11 protein-coding genes are annotated in these 20831 nt (G+C 71.6%); 4 read left to right on the top strand and 7 right to left on the bottom strand.

Going from position 1 to position 20831, the window contains the following annotated elements:
• Window positions 1-251: 251 nt before the first annotated feature.
• The 5 genes from WMF36_RS11815 to WMF36_RS11835 all read right to left on the bottom strand — a co-directional run bounded on the left by WMF36_RS11815 (window position 252) and on the right by WMF36_RS11835 (window position 5456).
• Window positions 252-2228 carry a hypothetical protein gene (locus WMF36_RS11815; RefSeq protein WP_437579701.1) on the bottom strand — a complete coding sequence of 659 codons (1977 nt, stop codon included), beginning with the start codon at window positions 2226-2228 and terminating at the stop codon, window positions 252-254.
• A gap of 341 nt (window positions 2229-2569) precedes the next feature.
• On the bottom strand, window positions 2570-2818 hold the full coding sequence (locus WMF36_RS11820; protein WP_437579702.1) for a hypothetical protein: 249 nt from the start codon (window positions 2816-2818) through the stop codon (window positions 2570-2572).
• Between the two features lie 198 nt (window positions 2819-3016).
• Window positions 3017-3769: a hypothetical protein gene (locus tag WMF36_RS11825; protein WP_437579703.1), complete on the bottom strand. Its 753-nt coding sequence runs from the start codon at window positions 3767-3769 to the stop codon at window positions 3017-3019.
• Window positions 3766-4371, bottom strand: a complete 606-nt coding sequence (locus WMF36_RS11830) for an RNA polymerase sigma factor (protein ID WP_437489920.1) — start codon at window positions 4369-4371, stop codon at window positions 3766-3768. Before WMF36_RS11830 ends, WMF36_RS11825 begins: the two co-directional genes overlap by 4 nt.
• Window positions 4371-5456 carry a hypothetical protein gene (locus WMF36_RS11835; RefSeq protein WP_437579704.1) on the bottom strand — a complete coding sequence of 362 codons (1086 nt, stop codon included), beginning with the start codon at window positions 5454-5456 and terminating at the stop codon, window positions 4371-4373. Before WMF36_RS11835 ends, WMF36_RS11830 begins: the two co-directional genes overlap by 1 nt.
• Window positions 5457-6417: 961 nt before the next feature.
• Here WMF36_RS11835 and WMF36_RS11840 point away from each other — a divergent pair.
• Together WMF36_RS11840 and WMF36_RS11845 are read left to right on the top strand one after the other, a co-directional pair.
• Window positions 6418-10326, top strand: a complete 3909-nt coding sequence (locus tag WMF36_RS11840) for a protein kinase domain-containing protein (RefSeq protein WP_437579705.1) — start codon at window positions 6418-6420, stop codon at window positions 10324-10326.
• Window positions 10327-10379: 53 nt separating this feature from the next.
• On the top strand, window positions 10380-11114 hold the full coding sequence (locus tag WMF36_RS11845; RefSeq protein WP_437579706.1) for a hypothetical protein: 735 nt from the start codon (window positions 10380-10382) through the stop codon (window positions 11112-11114).
• A gap of 108 nt (window positions 11115-11222) precedes the next feature.
• Here the strand turns inward: WMF36_RS11845 and WMF36_RS11850 are convergent, their stop codons facing one another.
• Together WMF36_RS11850 and WMF36_RS11855 are read right to left on the bottom strand one after the other, a co-directional pair.
• Window positions 11223-12533 (bottom strand): ammonium transporter, encoded by a 1311-nt coding sequence (locus tag WMF36_RS11850; RefSeq protein ID WP_437579707.1) that lies wholly within the window; start codon window positions 12531-12533, stop codon window positions 11223-11225.
• A gap of 236 nt (window positions 12534-12769) precedes the next feature.
• Window positions 12770-14422, bottom strand: coding sequence for a 4-alpha-glucanotransferase (locus WMF36_RS11855; RefSeq protein WP_437579708.1), 1653 nt, complete (start codon window positions 14420-14422; stop codon window positions 12770-12772).
• 295 nt (window positions 14423-14717) lie between these two features.
• Here WMF36_RS11855 and glgX point away from each other — a divergent pair, with 295 nt between their 5' ends.
• On the top strand, window positions 14718-17069 hold the full coding sequence (gene glgX / locus WMF36_RS11860) for a glycogen debranching protein GlgX (protein WP_437579709.1): 2352 nt from the start codon (window positions 14718-14720) through the stop codon (window positions 17067-17069).
• 539 nt (window positions 17070-17608) lie between these two features.
• A complete protein-coding gene (gene treY, locus WMF36_RS11865; protein WP_437579710.1) occupies window positions 17609-20830 on the top strand; it encodes a malto-oligosyltrehalose synthase in 3222 nt (1073 codons plus the stop codon).
• Window position 20831 lies beyond the last annotated feature (1 nt).

Below are 20831 nucleotides of genomic sequence, written 5' to 3' on the forward strand. Positions count from 1 at the left end.
GGTTCGACGGCGGCTGTCCTTCATCCGAACGACCGGGAGCACGAATTTTTCCGGCTCTGTTGGCTCGGCAACAACCGACAAGCATCACCCGAGCTCCCTTGGAGAGCAGGCGTCGGGGGGAGTGGCCGTGCGCGGGCGCGCGTGGGGAGGGCCGATGTCGGAGCACAAAAGAAAAAGAAGAGGACGCCGGCTGGGGGGGAGCCGGCGCCCTCTATGAACGCGCGCTCGCTCTCACGAACGCGCGCTCGCGGCTAGTTCTCGAACCGGACGTCGTCCAGGTAGTAGGGCCCCGTGTTGCTGGTCACGTTGAGGTTGAACTGAAGCTTCACGTCGCTCGGCGCTGCGTTCAGCGCGTTCAGGGTCGCCGTCGGAAGCGCGGCGAACTGGATCCTCTGGAACGACCCCGGGGCGACCAGGCTGAGCGAGGTGTTCCCGGCCCACTGGTTGTGGATGCCGGCCGACGGGATGGAGATCAGCACCTCGATGTTGCCGGCCCAGCCCGGGGCCGGCTGGATGGGGGACACGAAGAGGTCGAGCGTGATCTTGTTGCCCACCGGGGTGAGGCCCGCGGTGCTGAAGCTCGGGCTGACGATCGCGTTGAAGCTGGCCGGGGTCTGGACCTTGAGCGAGGCGATGCCCTCCACCGCGCGGCCCGTGTGGACCGACAGCTGGGCCTGCGTCGAGGTCCACGCGCCCGGCTTCTCGAACCCGAGGATCGGGTTGTTGAGGAGGAAGTCGGCCATCACGTCCTTCCGGAACGGGATGAACAGGTCGGTGAGGGCCTCCGAGATGATGAAGCGCTGCCCGCCCTCGATGGGGTCGCTCTCGAGCTGCTCGGTCGTCTGGATGAACGGGCTCGTCTTGGCGAGCGTCTTCGTCGTGCCGAGGTCGAGATCGACCGTCGGCGAGCCCGTGGCGTCGCCGATGGGCTCATGGCACCCGCTGCACGAGAGCGAGAACGCGCGCCCGACGATCTGGTCCGGCGTGAGCGTGCTGCCCATGGCGGTGAGCTTGCTCTGGATGCTCGTCCTGAGCGCCGAGGGCCCGCTGCCGAACGTCGCGAAGTAGTTGTTCTGCAGGCCGATCATCTGGCTCTCCCCGGCGTTCATGGTCGTCGGGTAGCTCGGCTCGAAGGCGAAGCGGTTGATGTCGTCCGCCGCGGCGAGCCGCTCCACCACGCCGGGGAACGACGTGCTCCGGAAGGCGACGGCGCGCGCGTCGGTCGAGGCGGGGTCGAAGAGCGGCGCGGCCGGGGTGTCCTTCACGAAGGACGGGGTCACGACCAGCGTGGCGCTGCTCCCGGAGCCGCCGTGCAGGAGCCTGAACTCCCGCAGGTTCCAGGTCGTGAAGGGCACGGGCGGATCCCCGACGACCTCGGGGGCGAAGAGGAACTCGTTGGTCCGGATCTGGCCGCCGTACGGCCCTGCGTTCTGGCCGTAGTGATCGATGTGAATGACGGGCTCGAACCCGGACAGGCCCTCGAAGTAGAAGTCGTGCAGCGCGTCCCTCCGGGTCGCCAGGCTCTTCGTCGTATCCGACAGGCCGTACCAGAAATTGGCGACCGGGCGGCACCCTTCCCGGCCGAGGCTCGGCGTCGGGTTCGGCAGCCGGGCCTCGAAGATGATGAAGTTGCGCAGCTGGAACGCGCCCGGCGTCATGCCCGAGCGCCTCGCGAAGACCACGCGGTACTCACCGCAGTTGGCGCCGTCCGGCGGGGCGAGGTCGAAGCGGTTTGACAGGGTCGTGGCGACGTACGCGTTGTCGGCCGTCTCGTCGGCGAAAGGATCCCTGTCGGCCTCGAAGCCCACGGCGCGGGCGCAGTCGATCGGCCAGCCGTTGATGGACCCGTCCGAGCCGGGGATCACCACGTCATCGCAGTTCGGGCCGAGGCCGAGCCCGTCCGCGGCTTTCCGGTTCGTGTCCATGAGCTGCCGGAACAGCTGGAGGGGCGTCATGCTGACGCCCGCCTGATCGATGAGCTGCTGGAGCGTGTCCTTCAGCGTGAAGGCGCTGAGGATGTCGGCGTTCGTGACGACGAGCGACTTTCGCCCCTCGATGGCGAACGGCAGGGAGAGCGCCTGGGCGGTGGACGCGGCTTCGCCCTCCGCGAGATCAACCGGCTCGCCGTCCCCCGGCGCGATGTCCGCGCAGGAGACCGGCAGCATCGCGAGCGAAACCAGCGCGGCGCGCCACGCCCCGGCGGGGGCAGAACCAGAATGAGAGTGCACAGAACTGCTCGAACTCGACCACCTAGAGAACATGAAACCTCCTGAGAACGACGACGACAAACAACGATGGATCCGCGCTGCAGAGCGCGCGCTCGCGGACGGCGGATGAAGGTGCGGGCCGGGCTCGACGACCGCGGGCGAGCGCGTGCGTCGGCCCGCGAAGAGACGGAGCCAGCGCGCGCCCCACAGGGACACGCCTCGCCTCGGCCGACGCCGGCAAGGCGGCGTGGCAGCACCAACCCGTCGAGCTACGGCCCCGCGACGAGGCGCTCCGGCGCTTTCATCGCCCGGAGCAGCTGCCCGTGAACGCGGGCTGGAACTTAGTACTGTTTACGAAGCGATCAAGCTCTATCAGATGTCGTGTTCGTGGCGCGCGATCCCGGTGCCAGGGGATCACGATCGGATCGCAGTTCGTGAACGAGTGGAACCTCGTGGACGAGGTGATCGCCCTTCATGTATTCGAACGTCGTGTGGAGCTCGTACGTGAAGCCGTCGTTGTGCTCGCGCTCCTCGTTGCCCCAGCCCTGGTCGTCGATGGGGAAGAACTCCGTCTCCAGGAAGATGCCTGTCCCGCGATCTCTCACGTTCATGGGGACGGTGTACGGGATCGCGAGGTTGACCCCCGGCTCGTTCCGGAACCATGGATCGAACGCCGCGGGTCCGGTGGTGCGGCCCGTGGGCCCGGAGGGGTTCCCTTCCCGTGAATGCTGCCGAGCCCGCCGGTCCTTCACGGAATCGTGAGGGGGTCGCGTCGTCCTCCCGGCACCCGGCCTCCCGGCGTCACGGGCTCACGGCGCCGCGCTCACGATCCGGCGCACCGGCTCGGTGAAGGAGCTCGACGGGTAGCGCGCGACGAACGCCGCCGCGCGCGCCCGCGCCTCGTCGGCGCGCCCGAGGCGCATCAGCGCGCGGATCGCGATGAACTCCCGCTCCTCCGCGAGCCGCCCCTTCGGGAAGTCGGTCTGGTGCCTGTCCAGCGCGGCCAGGGCGGCCTCCGGGTCCTGCGCGAGCGCCGCCCTCGACTTGTCGACGAGGTTCGACTCGCGGACCAGATCGTCGTTGTCCACCGCGACGATCGCCTCGGGCGCGGGCGCGGCGGGCCGGGTGTTTCGCGGCGCCTCCCGGCGGGCGGCGGCTGCGGCCGGCGGCGGAGCCTCGGGCGCAGGCGGCGGAGCCTCGGGCGCCGGCGCCGGCGCCGCGGCGGGGGCGCCGCCCCGCGCGCTCGAGAACAGCTGCTCCAGAGGCAGGTCCGTCAGCGACAGGGGCGCCGCGGCCGACGCGGCGGCGCTCCGGCCCTCGTCGAGGGCGACGTGGAGCCCGGCCCCGCCGGCGCCGAGGCCCACCGCGAGGAAGATCCCCTTGATCCACATCGGCACCGTCGCACCGGCGCCCGCGGTCGTCCCCAGCGGCGCCACCCGGGCCGCGGTGCGCGCGAGCTCGGCGGCGGTCATCGATCGCGGGCGCGCGGCGGCGAGGAGGAGCTCGCGGGCTCCCAGCGGGGCGCCGCCACCTTCCTGGTTCCATCGCTTCGGATCGCTCATCTGGCCCCCCTGCGTGCGCACTCGGCCTCGCTCTTCTTCAGCAGCGTGGCGAACTCTTTTCGTGCTGCGTGGAGCCGCGAGTATACGGTCCCGACGGGGACGCCGACCAGGCTCGCGATCTCGTTGCAGGGCATCTCTTCGATCTCGAACATGACAAACACGGCTCTTCGGTCGAGATCCATGGCCTCGAGGATGCCATCGAGCTGCAATCTCGCCTGACGTTGGGAGGTGATCTCTTCGGGGCCGCGCGCGGAGTCCGGCACGTCGTCCACCGCCTCGCCGAGCCGCTCCCGGCGCGTGTGCGCGCGGCGGCGGTGCGAGGCGGCGACGCGACGGCAGATCGCGAAGAGCCAGGTCGTGATGGGGCAGGCCCAGTCGAAGGACGGGAGCCGCCGCTGGACGACGATGAAGACGTCCTGGAAGGCATCTTCCAGGTCCGGACGCTGGATGCCGAACCTCTGCAGGGTGGCCCAGACGAATCCGCCGTGCTCGGCGTGCAGGGCGACGAGGCTCCGTGGCGGCTGTCTGGCGTCGCCCAGGGCCTCGGCTTGTAAGCATTGCTCCACGCTCTGGTGGATGCCGTCAGCCGGGGGATCCTTCATCAAAACGTGACCCCGACACCCCCGAACGCCGCGCCGGCGACGGCCGGCTGCTCGAAGCCCGCCGGCTGTCCGTCCTGCAGCTGGAAGCTGTACCGCGTCATCGGAACGAAGAGGTCGATCCCTGTCTCGAGCCGCAGCGGCCCGACGATGCGGACGCCGAGCCGGGTACCCGCCCCGAGGCTGAGCCACGCCCGCGAGCCGACGTCGGTCGGCAGGATCGTCGGGGTGATCTGCTCGTCCCCGTAGATGACGGCGTAGATGGCGCCCGCCACCACCCGGCCGCAGAGCCCGAAGACGAGCGCTCGGCTCCGGACCATCTCCAGGCACCCGCCGAGCCACCCCGCCGTGAGGCCGAAGGCGAACGTCCGCCGGGTCGCGTGCTGCTCCGGGAGCCAGAGCGCCCCCGTCTCGAGGGTCCATCGCGGCAGGATCGACCACTCGCCCGACAGGGCGACGCCGGCCCCGGGCGAGGGGACGATGCCCACGGACGCGAACCCGCGCCAGGCGACCGAGATCCCCCCGGGCGGCGGGCCCTCGGCCGGCGGCGGCGCGGCCCGGGTCTCCGCCGGCCAGGGGAACGGTGGCTCCGGGGACCGCACGGCCGCCGGAGGGCTCGGCGGACGCACGGCGGCCGGCGGGGGCGGTGGGCTCGGCGGCGTCTCGGCGGCCGGCGGCGGGGGAGCGTCGGGCGGGGGAGCGTCGGGCGGGGGGGCGAGGCCGGCCTCGGGATCGGTGGTGAGCATGATGTGCACGGCCGCGGCGGCGACGATCCCGTCGCAGCTCAGGCCGTGGTCGGAGAACTCGCGGACGGTCGGCGGGGCGCCGTCGCACAGCTGGGTCCGGATCGTGGCCGACCAGGCGCCGGGCTGCCCTTGCACCACGGCCTCGATCGAGGCGACCTTGCCCGTGGTGACGAGCTCGCGGCCGAGCCGCCGCGAGATCTCGGCGCGGAACCGGGACGCCGCAGGGCACTGCACCTCCGCGCCCGCGAGGCGCACCCACGACACGTCCGCGGCGGCGCGGTCGCACTCCTCCGCCCGCGCCCCGGCCGGCGCGAGCGCAACGCAGGCGCCGAGGACCGACACGAGCGTACGTAGTACGGCCGGCGCGCTGTTCACCGCCGCCTCCCTTCGCGCCGGCTGCTCGGGCTCGCTGCGGGGGAAGGGGCGACTTCGTGGGGGGCGGCGCGCCATGACGGAGAGAATGTTAGCTCAGTCGCCAAACGGTTCGGGGCTCGTGTGCACGCGGGTGGTTCACAACTCACAGGAATTACGGGCGCCGTTGCTGGTTTGCTTCCCCCGCGTGTACACGAGGAGCCCCGGGTGGGGAAGGCTCCCGGACGAGGCGTGGATGCCGGCAAGGCGACGAGTGCCCCGGCCCTCCGCGCGCTTACGCGCGGTGGGCGGCGAGCGCGATTCGCCTGGCGTGCGCCCGCGATCGGAAGGCCGCGGGCGTGCGCGTGGTGATGGAGTGCCGGCGGCGCCGCGGTGAGCGAGGCGGAGCCCGCTACGGATGGCGCGCCACGAGAGCACGAGCGCGCGGGGTAACGTCGTACGCTCCGCCGCCTGGAGGACGACATGGCCGCCGCGAAGCGAAGCGCAGCAGTCATCGATTCGCTATGGGCTCGAGCGGCTCTTCATCGACCAGGAGCTCGACTGGGTGAGCGACACGATCGCTCCGGAGCTGCTGCCGCCCTCGACCACCGGCGGTCAATCTCGGCGATCTGTCCACCCATCAATCGCTGTCGTCGGAGATCGAGGACATCGTGTCGAAGGGGCTCCGCGCGCTCCGCACGAGACGTAACGGCGCCGGAGCTCGGATTGGCCACGGCGCGCGCTGAGCGCGCGCGCAGCGCTGTGGACTCCCATGCTCGCTCATCGCTCGGTGTAGACATGTCTGGACATAAGCACGTCATGAACGTGCATGTCGGCTGCCAGCGTGAGTGCCGAGCACGAGAGACATCGAGCGAGGGACCCACGAGGACCGACTCTCCTTCTCCCGCTCGCGCGCTGGACAGCGCATCGGCCGCCGGGCGATACTTGCTTCATGCAGGTCGGCGATGTCGTCGGGCAGCGGTTCGAGCTCCTGGAGCTCGCTGGCTCCGGCGGCATGGGGGAGGTCTTCCGGGCGCTCGATCGGGCGACCGGCACGACGGTCGCCCTCAAGGTGGTGCTTGGCGGGAGCGCGCTCGAGGCGCGGTTCGAGCGGGAGGCAAGGCTCCTGTCGGAGCTCTCCCACCCGGGCATCGTGCGGCACGTGGCGCACGGGAGGACCGGCTCGGGCAAGTCCTATCTCGCCATGGAATGGCTCGAAGGGGAGGACCTCGCGCGGCGCCTCCTGCGCGGCCGGCTCACCATCGAAGAGACGGTGACGCTCGGGGTGAAGGCCGGCGAGGCGCTCGCCGCCGCGCACGCCCGCGATATCGTCCATCGCGATCTCAAGCCAAGCAACCTGTTCCTCGTCGACGGGCAGATAGACCAGGTGAAGATCCTCGACTTCGGGATCGCGCGGCGGCTCGACGCGACGCCGATGACCCTGACGGGGGTCGCCCTCGGGACGCCGGCCTACATGGCCCCGGAGCAGGCGCGCGTCGGGTACAGCGCGCTCACGCCGCGCGCCGACGTGTTCGCCCTCGGCTGCGTGCTCTTCGAGTGCCTCACGGGCAGCCCCGTGTTCGTCGGTGAGAACATCCCCGCCATCCTCGCGAAGATCCTGTTCGGCGAGGTCCCCGCGGTCCGCTCGCTCCGGCCCGAGGTCCCCCCCCAGCTCGACGCGGTGATCCACCTGATGCTCGCCAAGGAGCCGGAGGAGCGCCTCGGCGACGGGGCGACCGTCGCCGTGATCCTGAGCACGCTGCGGTGCGCCGGCAGCATTCCCCCGCGCGCGCCCGCGTCGGAGCGCTCCGATGCGCTCACCTCGAGCGAGCTGCGGCTGCTCTCCGTGCTGCTCCTGGGGAGGGAGCCCACGCCGGCCGAGGCCGAGACCGCGACGCTCGATCAGACGCTGCAGGTGACCGTGGAGGTGCAGCTGCGGCGGGTCGTGGAGGCGCACGGCGGGCACATGGAGGCGCTCGCCGACGGCTCCTCGGTGATCGCCATCGTCGCGAGCCGGGACGCGACCGACCAGGCGGCGCACGCGGCGCGCTGCGCGCTGGCGCTGCGGAAGCTCGCCCCGACCCGGCCCATGGCGCTCTCCACGGGCCGGGCGCACATGGCGCGGCAGCTGCCGATGGGGGAGGCGATCGACCGGGCGGCGCGGCTGCTCGGCGCCTGCGAGGCGAGGCGGGCCGCCCAGCGGCAGCCCGACTCGCGCGCGCCGCCGATCGCGATCGACGACGTGACGGCCCGGCTCCTCGGCGCGCGGTTCGAGGTGTCGGGCGAGGGGGAGCGGAGGGAGCTCCACGGCGAGCGCGATCTCGCGGGCAGCGCGCGGACGCTGCTCGGCAAGGCGAGCGCGTGCGTCGGCCGGGATCGCGAGCTGCTCACGCTGAACACGATCTTCGCCGAGTGCGTCGAGATGCCGGGCGCCCGCGCCGTCCTCGTGACGGCGCCCCCCGGCATCGGCAAGTCCCGGATCGCCCACGAGTTCACGCGCGCGCTCCGCGCCCACGGCGGGCCGGTCGAGATCTGGACCGGCTGCGGCGACGCGCTGCGCGTGGGCTCCGCGTTCGGCCTGCTCGGGCAGGCGATCCGGTGCGCGTGCGGCATCCAGGACGGCGAGGCGGCCTCTGCCCGCAAGCAGAAGGTGCTCGCGCGGGTCGCGCGGCACGTCCCCGGCCCCGACCGCGAGCGCGTGGCCGTGTTCCTCGGGGAGATCGCCGGCGTCCAGTTCACGGGCGCCGAGAGCGCGCTCCTGCGCGCGGCCCGCGAGGACGCGGAGACCATGAGCAAGCAGATGCGCCGCGCGTGGGAGGACTTCCTCGCCGCCGAGACGTCGGCCCACCCCGTCCTGCTCGTGCTCGAGGACCTGCACTGGGGCGACCTGCCGACCGTGCGCTTCGTCGACGCGGTGCTCGGCGCGCTCGGCGAGCAGCCGTTCATGGTGCTCGGGCTGGCGCGCCCCGAGGTCCACGAGCTGTTCCCGTCGCTCTGGGGCGGGCGCGCATTGAGTGTAATTCATCTCACAAAATTGCCGCGCAAGGCGTGCGAGCGCCTGGTCCGCCATGCGCTCGGCGAGGACCTGGATGCGGCGACGGTGGCGCGGCTCGTGGCGCACGCGGATGGCCACGCGTTCTATCTGGAGGAGCTGATCCGCGCCGTGGCGGAGGGCAAGGGCGACGTGCTGCCGGAGACGGTGCTGGCGATGGTCCAGGCGCGGCTCGCGGCGCTCGACGGCGAGGCGCGGAAGGTGCTGCGCGCGGCGAGCGTGTTCGGCGACGTCTTCTGGCGGGGCGGCGTCGCGGCGCTCCTCGGGAGCGCGGAGGCGTGGCCCGCTGCGCGCGACGTGCTCTCGGAGCTCTGCGACGGGGAGGTGATCGTCCGCCGCAAGGAGAGCCGGTATCCCGGGGACGAGGAGTTCATGTTCCGGCATGCGCTCCTGCGGGAGGGGGCGTACGAGATGCTCACGGACACGGATCGCGTCCTCGGGCACCGGCTCGCCGCGGCGTTCCTGGAGCAGAACGGCGCGAGCGATCCGACGATGCTCGCCGAGCACTACGAGCGGGGGCTCGAGCTCCTGCGCGCCGGGAGCTTCTACCTGCGCGCCGCCGAGCAGGCGCTGCGGGGGAGCGATGCGGACGCGGCGATCGCGCGCGCCCGGCGTGGGCTCGAGTGTGGCGTGCCGGACGCGGTGCAGCTGAGCCTCCTCGGCGTGCTCTCGGAGGTCCACGCGTGGCGCAGCGAGTGGGACTACGCGCTGCTCTACCTCGAGCAGGCGCAGCGCTTCTTGACGCCCGGGAGCATGCCGTGGGTGAGGACGGTGCCGGCGAAGATCACCGCGGACATCCACCTCGGACGGCTGGACGAGCTCACGACGACGGTGCGCGCCCTGCAGGCGGTCGAGCTGGCGCCGGAGGCGACCGGCGTGGCGGTGTTCGCGCTGGCGGTCGGGAGCTACTATGCGGTCCAGCTGGGCGAGTTCAGGCTCGCCGAGGCGCTGACCCGGCGGGTGCGCGAGGTGGCGGAGCCGGTCGCGGAGCGGGAGCCCGCCGCGCGCGGGTGGCTGCAGATCGCGCAGGCGTTCCACGAGGCGTGGCGGGACGGGGATCTGTGGAGGGGGCTGTGCCTGGCCGAGGCGGCGCGCGCGAGCTTCGTGCAGGCGGGCCACTGGCGCGGCTCGATCGTGTCGCAGGTGGCGATCGGGATGAGCGCCCGGCTGCTCGGCGATCTCCGCCGGGCGGAGCGCGAGCTGTTCGAGACGATGTCCGCGGGGGAGGAGCTCGGTCCGGTCTCGTGGCTCCGGACGTTCCTGCGCATCGAGATGCTGATCGACGGCGGCGCGCTCGGCGGCGCGCGCGCCGAGACGACCGCGATGCTGGGGATGGGGCTGGAGCGGCGCAACCCGCTGCAGCAGGGGTTCGCGCGCTGGGCGCTCGCGAGCCTGCTCCGCAGCGAGGGGGATCTGGAGGCGGCGGAGCGCGAGGCGCTGATCGCGATCGATCTCCTCGCGTTTCTGCCGCTGGAGCAGGTGGGCGCGAGGGCGCTCCTGTCCTCGATCCAGCTGGCCGCGGGCCGCGTCGCGGACGCGCTTGCCACGGCGAAGGAGGTCGTGGCGGCGCACGAGCGCTGGGGCGCGTCCGGGTACAAGAGCACGTTCGCTCACCTCGTCCATGCGGAGGCGCTCCACGCCGCGGGCGACCGCGAGGGCGCGTCCGCGGTCATCGCCGGCGCGCGCGAGCGGCTGCTCGCGCGGGCGGAGAAGCTGCCGGCGGCGCACCGCCGGAGCTTCCTCGGCGAGATCCCCGAGAACGCGCGCGTGCTCGAGCTCTCCCGGCAGTGGCTGCGCGCCGCGAGCTGACGCGGCACGGCGCCCGGCCCCGCTGCTGGGGTCGGCGCGTGGTAAAACGGCGCGTGCCTTCTTCTATCTCGGTTATCCCGGTGCGCGCCTCGCGGCGCGGTCCCGTCGCGGCGCGAGCTCGGCTGTGGCTCTGCGGGGCGCTGGCCGGCGCGTGCTGCGCCGGGGCGATGGGCTGCGCGGAGAGCGCGCCCGCTGCGCCGGCGCGAGGGGCCCGGGCCGCCTCGACGGCGCCCGCGGCGCAGGTCGCCTCGGCGGCGCCGGCAGCGAGCTCCGCGCCCGCCGGCACGCCGCCGGCGTCTCCGCCGGTGGAGAATGAGCGACCTGGCGAGGCGTCCCCGCGCGAGCGCTGGGTCGGCACGCTGACGCTCACGAAGGGCGAACAGCCGCTCATCGCCGGGAGGATGATGTCGCGGGAGGACGCCGAGCGCTGGCTCGGCCCCGGCTGGCGAGCGCTGGAGGGGCAGCGCGTTCGCGTGACGGCGGTGCTGCGCGACCACGTCTGCGAGCCGCACGCGCAGTGCATGATGGGAGGGCGCATCCCGCTGCTCGAGCAGGTCGCGTCGATCGAGCTGTGCAGCGGCGGTGACGCCGCCGGGCGACCGGAGGTCATCGACTGCACGCCGTCGCCTGCTCAGCTCGCGCGCTGCGAGGCCGAGTGCCGCGGCCTCAGCGACGACTGCGATCAGCGCGCCGGCGACCGCGGTGCGCTGCGCCGCTGCGGGTGCGCCAAGATCACGTGCGAGCAGCGCTGCCGCGAGACCGGTGAGCCTCTCTTCGCGTGCAGGTGACGCGCTCGCGCCGCTCGACGCCCGCGCCCGAAGGGCGGGGGACAAAACGGCGAGGGCCGCCCGGCTTGTGCCAGGCGGCCCTCGCGGGCGCGCTTCCGCTGCGCTGGATCAGGCGCCTTCGCGCGCGAGGAGCGGCGACGCAGAGGGCACGGGGGAGGCCGGCGGCGTCGACTCCACGGCGTGGGCGCCGCCCTCGCCGAGCGAGTAGGCCTCCTCGCCGTGGAGGGCGCCGTCGAGGCCCTCGTCTTCCGTCTCGTCGTTGACCCGGAAGCCCATCACCGCGTTGATGCCCTTCACGAGCACGAAGGTGACCACCGCCGCGTACGCTGCCGCGACCCCGACCGCGATCGCCTGCTCGACGAGCAGCGCCGAGTTGCCCTTGATGAGGCCGTCCTGGCCGGCCGAATTCCACACCTTGGAGGCGAACACGCCGGTGAGCAGCGCGCCGAGCAGACCGCCCACGCCGTGGATGCCGAAGGCGTCCAGGCTGTCGTCATAGCCCAGCTTGCCCTTCATCATCACCGCGCCGTAGCACACAGCGCCTGCCGCGAGCCCGATCGCGACGGACGCCATCGGTCCGACGAAGCCCGCGGCCGGCGTGATGGCGACGAGCCCCGCCACGAGCCCCGACGCCACGCCGAGGAGCGACGGCTTGCCGAAGCGCACGCCCTCGATGAGCGCCCAGGCGAGCGCGCCGATGGCCGCCGCGATGTGCGTGTTCACGAACGCCACCACCGCGAGCCCGTTCGCGGCGAGCGCGGAGCCGCCGTTGAAGCCGAACCAGCCGAACCACAGCATGCCGGCGCCGAGCAGCGTCATGGTGAGGTTGTGCGGCACGATCTTGCGCGCCGGGTACCCCTTGCGCTTGCCGATCATGATCGCCATCACGAGCGCGCTCACGCCCGAGGCGAGGTGCACCACGGTGCCGCCCGCGAAGTCGAGCGCGCCGCGCGACAGGAGCCACCCGCCCGGGTTCCACACCCAGTGACAGATGGGGCTGTAAACCACGAGCGACCACAGCAGCGTGAACACCACGTACGACGAGAACTTGATGCGTTCGGCATAGGCGCCCGAGATCAGCGCCGGCGTGATGATGGCGAACATCAGCTGGAACACCATGAACAGGAGATGAGGCACCGTCATCCCCGCGCGCGGATCGGTGCCTACGCCGTTCAGGAACGCGTAATCGAGGCCGCCAATCAACCCGCCCTTGGATTCGGCGAACGCCATCGAGTACCCGATGGTCACCCACGCCAGGGTCACGATACCCATGGCGAAGAAGCTGTGCATGTATGTGCTGAGCGTGTTCTTGGTTCGGACCATGCCCCCGTAAAACAGGGCCAGCGCTGGCGTCATCAGCAGTACCATTGCCGACGAGACCAGGAGCCAGGTGGTGTCCGAGGCGTTGATTTCGTTCACTGGTGGCCTCCTCGACGGCGAAGGTAAGAGAGGCCAGTTTTCCGGAATGTTTCGGCGGCATGTACTTCACGAGCTCGTGAAATGTGCCACCGCGACGCAGCGAGTCAGTCTGCGTGGGCTCCCCAACCGCCGGCGCGCGGGGCGGATTGGGACTTACAGCGGGTCAATGGATTTGCAGCGATGCCGCACGTCGGCGAGGGCCGCGGGCTTCAGTTATGGGCAGCTCGGCTCGGCGCTCAGCCACGCCCGCTCGCGTGGATGCTCTCCCGCACCCGCTCGAGCGCAGCCCGCACCTCGGGATCCCGATCCATCGCCGCCGGCGCCGCCGGCAACCGCAGCGACCAGTTCTCCGGCCCCACGGTCCCCGGCGTGTTGACCCGCTCGCGTGTCGCGAGCACGTCCTGCACGAGCAGCAGCACGAGCTCGCTCTTCGACCCGTGGATGAGGTCGAGCAGCGCGCGGTGCGTCTCCTTCGTGAACTCCCGCCCTAGCTCCTGCCGCCGCGGCGAGAGCTGCGGCAGATCGAGCACCCCCGCGCGCTCCCGGTCGTCCCGCGACTCCCACCACGCCACCACCGAGTCGGTGTCGTGCGTCCCGAAGCACGCGACCGAGAGCGCCGGATACTCCGCCGGATTGCGGAACAACACGTCGTCCTTCTCCCAGATCAGCACCTTGTAGCCCGGCACGCCGAGCTCGGTCAGCGACGCCCGGACCCACGGCGGCACCGCGCCGAGATCCTCCGCCACGAGCTGCGCCCCGGTCTCCGCCGCCCCCTCGATCATCGCCCGCACCACGCGCTCGCCGTGCTCGCGCTGCTCCGGCTCCTCCGCCGGATCGAACGTCGCCCTGGGACGCTCGCCCCCCTGGCCCTGGCTCCCGCGCTCCGGGAAGATGTACGTCCGGTAGAAGCCGACCAGGTGATCGATCCGGAACCGGTCGCAGAGCAGCCCGGTGTAGCGGCAGCGCCGCCTCAGCCACGCGAAGTCGGTCTCGCGCATCCGGGCCCAGAAATACGGCGGAAGCCCCCAGTTCTGGCCCTCCGTGTTGAACTGGTCGGGCGGGGCGCCGACCGACCTGTCGTGCCGGAACTCGCCCTGATGCGCCCACACGTCGGCGCTGTCGCGCGCCACCATGAACGGGAGATCGCCCATGATCTCCACCCCCTTGTCCCGGAGATCCGCGCGCGCCGCCTCCCACTGCGCGTGCGCGAGCCACTGGACGTACTCGTAATAGAGGATGTCCCGCGCGCGCTCCTGCCGCAGCTTCTCGAGCGCCTCCGGCCTCCGCTCGCGGATCTCCTCGGGCCAGTCCCACCACGCGATGCCGTTGAAGCCGTCCTTGAACGCGCGGAACTGCGCGTAGTCGGGCAGCCAGTCCGACTGCCGCTTCACGAACGCGGCCAGCTCGGCCGCGCGCGGCGTCCGCTTCGCGTGGTGCTCCCGCTCGAACCTGTCGAAGGCGAAGCGCAGCGCCCGCCCCTTCACGCGGCGCACGAGATCATAGTCGACGCGCGCGCTCGTCCTCGCGCGATCGAGCGCCGCCATGTCGTCGCCGAGCGCCTCGCCGTGGAGCTCCGCCGGGAGCTCGGGCACGGCCGAGAGCGAGATGAACATCGGATCGATGCCGAACGCGGAGAGCGCCATGTACGGCGACGTCTCGCCGCCCGCCACCTCGCCGAGCGGCAAGAGCTGCACGAGGCGAAGCCCCGCGGCGCGCATCCACGCGGCGAACTCGGGGAGATCACCGATCTCGCCGATGCCCCACGAGCGATCGCTGCGCAGCGAGAAGAGCGGCACCGTCACGCCGGAGATGCGGCGGCGCGCGCCGGAGGGAGGTGGCGAGCTCGGGGACGAGCCCTGGGACTGATGTTCGGCAGAGGGGGAAGACATGGGCGTTTTTCGCTTGGCTCCAGGCGTTCGGGGCGGAGTCTATCCCGGGTCGCGCGCTTGGCGATGGTCCTTCTGCTCCGTCGAGCCGCCCCGGCGCCGCCGCGTCGTTGTTGCCTTCCCGCGCGCCGCTCCGCGCCGGGCCGGGCAGCGCGGAAGGCGGCGCCCGACCGGCGAGCGGGCGCCTCCTGAGCGCTGCAGGGATCCGGGCCCCGGGAGCGAAAAATCGAGCCGCGGGCGCTTGTGTCTCGACAGCGGCGCCGATTTCGCGAATAGGGCGGCTCCACAGGTTTTTCCGATGACCAGACGCATATGGCCCGGCACGCCGACCCCCCTCGGCGCCGTCTATGACGGCGAGGGGGTCAATTTCACGCTGTTTTCTCAGTCCGCCACGAAGGTCGAGCTCTGCCTCTTCGAGGCCGTCGACGATGTCGTGGAGCGCGAGCGCATCGAGCTCCCCGAGCGAACGGCCCATGTTTTCCACGGGTACGTGCCGGGGCTCAAGCCCGGCCAGCTCTACGGCTACCGGGTGCACGGGCCCTACGACCCGCGCTCCGGGCACCGCTTCAACCCGGCGAAGCTCCTCGTCGATCCGTACGCGTACGCGCTCTCCAACGAGCCGAACTGGAAGGCGCCGCTCTACGCCTACGACCGCGGGGGGCCGCCCGAGCGCGGCGAGGGCGGCGCCGGCCGGCCCAAGGAGGCGGGCCGCGACGGCGCGGCGGCCGAGAAGGGCGAGGGCGCGCGCGCGGGAAAGACGGCGAGCGATCGCCGCGGCGCCGAGGCGCGCGGGAAGGAGTGCGCCTCCTCGCCGCCGCCCCCGCTCACGCCGCCGCCCCCGCTCGACGACCTCGAGATCTGCCACCGCGACAGCGCCGGGGGCGCGCCGAAGTCGGTCGTCGTCGACCACCGCTTCGCGTGGGACGGGGACCGGCCGCCGGCGACGCGCTGGCAGGACACGATCATCTACGAGGTGCACGTCAAGGGGTTCACCCAGCGGCACCCCGGCGTCCCCGCGCACCTGCGCGGCAGCTACGCGGGGCTCGCCTCCGAGGCGGCGATCGCCCACTTCAAGAAGCTCGGCGTCACCGCGATCGAGCTGCTCCCCGTGCACGAGATGGCGAGCGAGCGCGAGATCTGGGAGCGCGGGCACATCAACTACTGGGGCTACAACACGCTCTCGTACTTCGCGCCCGCCGGCCGCTACTCGGCGAGCGGGCGGCTCGGCCAGCAGGTGACCGAGTTCAAGGCGATGGTGAAGGCGCTCCACGCCGCCGGCATCGAGGTGATCCTCGACGTCGTCTACAACCACACAGCGGAGGGCAACCACCTCGGCCCGACGCTCTCCCTGAAGGGGATCGACAACTGGAGCTACTACCGGCTCGTGCCGAACAACCCGCGCTATTACATGGACTTCACGGGCTGCGGGAACACGGTGAACTCGCGCCATTACCAGACGCTCCAGCTGGTGATGGACAGCCTGCGCTACTGGGTGACCGAGATGCACGTCGACGGCTTCCGCTTCGACCTCGCGTCGGCCCTGGCCCGCGGCCACCACGACTTCGACCGGCTGAGCTCGTTCTTCGACATCATCCACCAGGACCCGGTCCTGTCGCGCACGAAGCTCATCGCCGAGCCGTGGGACGTGGGCGAGGGCGGCTATCAGGTCGCCAACTTCCCCGTCCTCTGGACGGAGTGGAACGATCGTTATCGCGACTCGGTCCGCCGCTTCTGGAAGGGGGATCTGCTCGCGGCCGACCTCGGCTACCGGCTCACCGGGTCGAGCGATCTGTACGCGTCGAGCGGGCGCCGGCCGTACGCGAGCGTCAACTTCGTGACGGCGCACGACGGCTTCACGCTGAACGATCTCGTATCGTACAACGAGAAGCACAACGAGGCGAACGGCGAGGGGAACCGGGACGGCACGAACAACAACCACAGCTACAACCACGGGGTCGAGGGCCCCTCCTGCGACCCGGCGGTCGTCGAGCTGCGCGAGCGCCAGAAGCGCAACCTCCTCGCGACGCTGCTCCTCTCGCAGGGGGTGCCGATGATCAACGCCGGCGACGAGATCGGCAAGACGCAGCTCGGCAACAACAACGCCTACTGCCAGGACAACGAGATGTCGTGGCACGACTGGGATCTCGACGAGCGGCGGAAGGAGCTCTTCGAGTTCACCTGCCGCCTCATCGCCCTCAGGCGCAGCCAGCCGGTGCTGCGCCGGCGGACGTTCTTCTCGGGCGGCTACGTGCACGGCAGCGGGCTGAAGGACATCGTGTGGTTCCGCCCCGACGGCGCCGAGATGAACGCGGAGGACTGGACGCACCCGAACGCGAGGGCGATAGGCTATCTGCTCGGGGGCGACGCCCTCTGGTCGATGGGCCCGCGCGGCGAGCCGATCGTGGGCGACACGCTGCTCGTGCTCATCAACGCGAACCATTCTCCGTTCGAGTTCGTGCTGCCTGCGATCGAGTTCGGCGAGCGGTGGGAGGTGCTCATCGACACCCGCACGGCCGGGGAGCCGGCGCGCACGGTGCCGGCGCGGGCAGGGGGAGAGCGCTACCTGCTCGTCGACAGGTCCGTGGCGGTGCTGCGGCTCCTGGAGCGGAAGGAGAAGAAGAAGACCAAGCGGGTGAAGGCGCGGGCGTGACACCTCCCGTCGGCTCGCCGCCTTACGACGAACGCGCGGGGCTCCATCTCATGCGCTGACGCGTGTCTCGTCCGAACGCGCCGCCGCCGGCGCCTCGACTCCCGCTCCGGTCGGCCCGACGCTCAGGACCGAGCAGCCTGCGGACGCGGCCTGTTTCGCGAACTCCATGGCTCTGCGCCGTGCGTCTGAGTGCGCGACGAATCTCGGAGCGCTGTTCATCAATGGATCTCCTGATTCGGCCGGACGAAGGCTGTCTGTCTCGCTCCGCCCGCACGGGCGGGGCCATGGCCAACCTACGGAGGACCGCGTCGACGGCGCTGCGCTGCCCGGACGCCGCGCCGCCTTATCCGAGCACGGTCCACCGGGCTCAGCAGAGGTAGGGGGCGGCTCCGGGCGCACCTCTGCTGCCATTCCCTATGTGCCTCGGGTTCTCCCTTCGTCGACCGGTCCAGATCGACAGGAGCTCGCGGCAATTATGACAGATCCTCCCTGCACGACGCCTCGTTCGAAGTAGATTCTGCCCCGGAGGCACTCGACGAATGACGGAAGCGCCGGACGATCGGAATCAAAAGACGAGCAGCCAGCCAGACAGCGCCGCGCAGCAGGCGGCGGCGCGGCTCGTCGCGGCGGCGTGCGAGGGCGTGGCGCCGCGGCTGCCGCGCGCCACGTACCGCGTGCAGCTCAACAAGGATTTCACCTTCGAGCAGGCGCGGCGCGTGGTCGCCTACCTCGACGCGCTCGGCGTCAGCGATCTCTACTCGTCGCCCTTCTTCAAGGCGCCTCCGGAGAGCCTGCACGGCTACGACCTCGTCGATCACAACGCGCTGAACCCCGCGATCGGCGGCCGCGACGACCTCGATCGGCTCACGGGCGAGCTCGCGGCGCACGGCATGGGCTTCCTCCTCGACTTCGTGCCCAACCACATGGGGGTCGGCACCTCCGACAACGCCTGGTGGAACGACGTTCTCCAGAACGGCCCGAGCTCGCTCTACGCGCCGTTCTTCGACATCGACTGGGCGCCGCTCAAGACGGAGCTCAAGCACAAGGTGCTGCTCCCCGTGCTCGGCGACCACTACGGGCGCGTGCTCGAGCGCGGCGAGCTCAAGATCGAGTTCGACAGCGGCGCGTTCGTCCTCCGGTACTTCGATCACGTCTTCCCGGTGAACCCGCGGACGTACGGGATGATCATCGGGCCGCTCGTGCCCGGGCTCGTCGCCGCGCTCGGCGAGGAGAACGACGCACTGCTCGAGCTGCAGAGCATCATCACAGGGCTCCGCAACATGCCGCCGCGGACCGAGACGCAGCGGGCCAAGGTGATCGAGCGGCGTCGGGAGAAGGAGATCCTCAGGCGGCGGCTCGCGGCCCTCGTCTCGGACTCGCCCGACGTCGCGTCGGCGGTGGCGGAGGGGGTCGAGCGCATCAACGGCAAGGTGGGCGATCCGCGGAGCTTCGACCTGATCGAGGCGCTGCTCGAGGAGCAGGCCTACCGGCTGAGCTACTGGCGCACCGCCGCCGAGGAGATCAACTACCGCCGGTTCTTCGACATCAACGAGCTCGCGGCGATCAGGATGGAGCACCGGCCGGTCTTCACCGAGGCGCACCGGCTCGTCTTCGAGCTCTGCGAGCGCGGACAGGTCACGGGGCTGCGCATCGACCACCCCGACGGCCTCTGGGACCCGATCGGCTACTTCGAGGACCTGCAGCGGGGCTACCTGATCGAGCGCTGCCGCCGCCGCTTCCTCGCCGAGGCCGAGGCCGAGGCCGAGCCGGAGCCGCGGAGCCGTGAGGACGCGCGCCGCCGCCCGTCGGCCGCCGCCCGCTTCGCCAAGCTGGAGCCGGCGATCCGCGCGGCCATCGACGAGCGCACGGGCGCCGGGGGGGCGCACGCCCCGCGCGGCGCGTCGAGCGCGCGGCCGATGTACGTCGTCGTCGAGAAGATCCTCGCCCGCGGCGAGACGCTGCCCGAGGCGTGGCCCGTCCACGGGACGAGCGGCTACGAGTTCACCGCGGCGGTGGGCGAGCTCTTCGTCGACTCCTCGAGCGAGGCGCCGATGAACGCGATCTACGAGCGGTTCATCGGCGATCACCTGGAGTTCGAGGCGCTCGTCTACGAGAAGAAGAAGGTGATCCTGCGGACGGCGCTGGCGAGCGAGCTCAACGTGCTCACGCACGCGCTGAACCGGCTCACCGAGCGCGACCGCCGCTTCCGCGACTTCACCCTGGGCTCGCTCAACGAGGCCCTGCGCGAGGTGATCGCGTGCTTCCCGGTGTACCGCACCTACGTCAACGAGCAGACGCCGACGATCTCGGACCACGACCGGGTCGCGATCGGCCGCGCCGTCGCCCTCGCGCGCCGGCGCAACCCGACGATGGAGGGCACGATCTTCACGTTCGTGCGCTCGGTCCTGATGCTCGATCCGGATCTCTTCCGCGAGGAGGACCGGCGCCACTTCTGCGAGTTCGTGATGAAGCTCCAGCAGCTCACCGGGCCGGTGATGGCGAAGGGGCTCGAGGACACGTCGTTCTACATCTACAACCGGCTCGTGTCGCTGAACGAGGTCGGCGGCGAGCCCGAGCGCTACGGCGCGAGCGTGCTCGCGTTCCACCGCGGCAACGTGCAGCGGCAGAAGACGTGGCCCGCCTCGATGCTCGCGACCTCGACGCACGACACGAAGCGGAGCGAGGACGTGCGCGCGCGGATCAGCGTGCTGTCGGAGATCCCGTCCGCCTGGGAGGAGGCGCTCCACCGCGCGGCCGCCGCGGCGGCGCCGCTCAAGGCCGAGATCGAGGGCCGCCTCGCGCCGGACAGCAACGAGGAGTACCTCTTCTACCAGACGCTCCTCGGGAGCCTGCCGATCGATCTGCTGCTCGGCGCTCCCGGAGGCCCGCGCGCGCCCGAGGGCGACGCGCTCTCGTCCTACGCGGACCGGCTCGTGGATTACATGCGCAAGGCCACGAAGGAGGCGAAGGTCAACACGTCCTGGATCGACGCGCAGCCCGAGTACGACGCCGCCGTCGAGGCGTTCGTGCGCAAGGCGATCTCGTCCGCGGACGTGGTGGGCGCGCTCCTGCCGCTCGCGCGCGTGGTCGCGTACCACGGCATGTGGGGCTCGCTCTCGCAGACGCTCCTCAAGCTCACCTCGCCGGGCGTGCCCGACATCTATCAGGGCAACGAGGTGTGGGACTTCAGCCTGGTCGACCCCGACAACCGCCGCGCGGTCGACTACGCGTCGCGCGAGAAGGCGCTCGCGGAGATCCGCGCGCGGTGGGATGGCGGCGACCTCACGCTCGCGCGTGAGCTCTGCGCCGAGGCGCGCGACGGCCGCATCAAGCTCTTCGTCACGCACGTCGCGCTCGAGCTGCGCCGGCGGCACCCGGCGCTCTTCGGGGCCGACGGGGACTACGCCCCGCGCGCCGTGCTCGGCGACCGCGAGACGCACGTCGTCGCCTTCGCGCGCCGCGGCCAGCAGGACGGGCGCTCGCTCGTCGTGGTCGCGCCCCGGTTCAGCGCGCGGCTGCTCGGCGGCGCCTGCTCCCCGCCGACCGGGAAGGCGTGGGCGGGGACGTTCGTCGACGTGGAGCCCGGCCTCTACACGGATCTCTTCACCGGCGCCGAGATCGAGGCGTCGCCGTCCGGTTCCTTGCCGCGCGACGCGGCCGCGACGTCCGAGCCGAAGGACGGCGCGGTGCTCCCGCTCGACCGCGTGCTCTCCGATTTTCCCGTCGCCTTGCTGCTGCGGGCGACCCAGCGAGGTCAGTGAC

Source organism: Sorangium sp. So ce887 (genome assembly GCF_051521455.1).
Classification (GTDB): Bacteria; Myxococcota_A; Polyangia; order Polyangiales; family Polyangiaceae; genus Sorangium.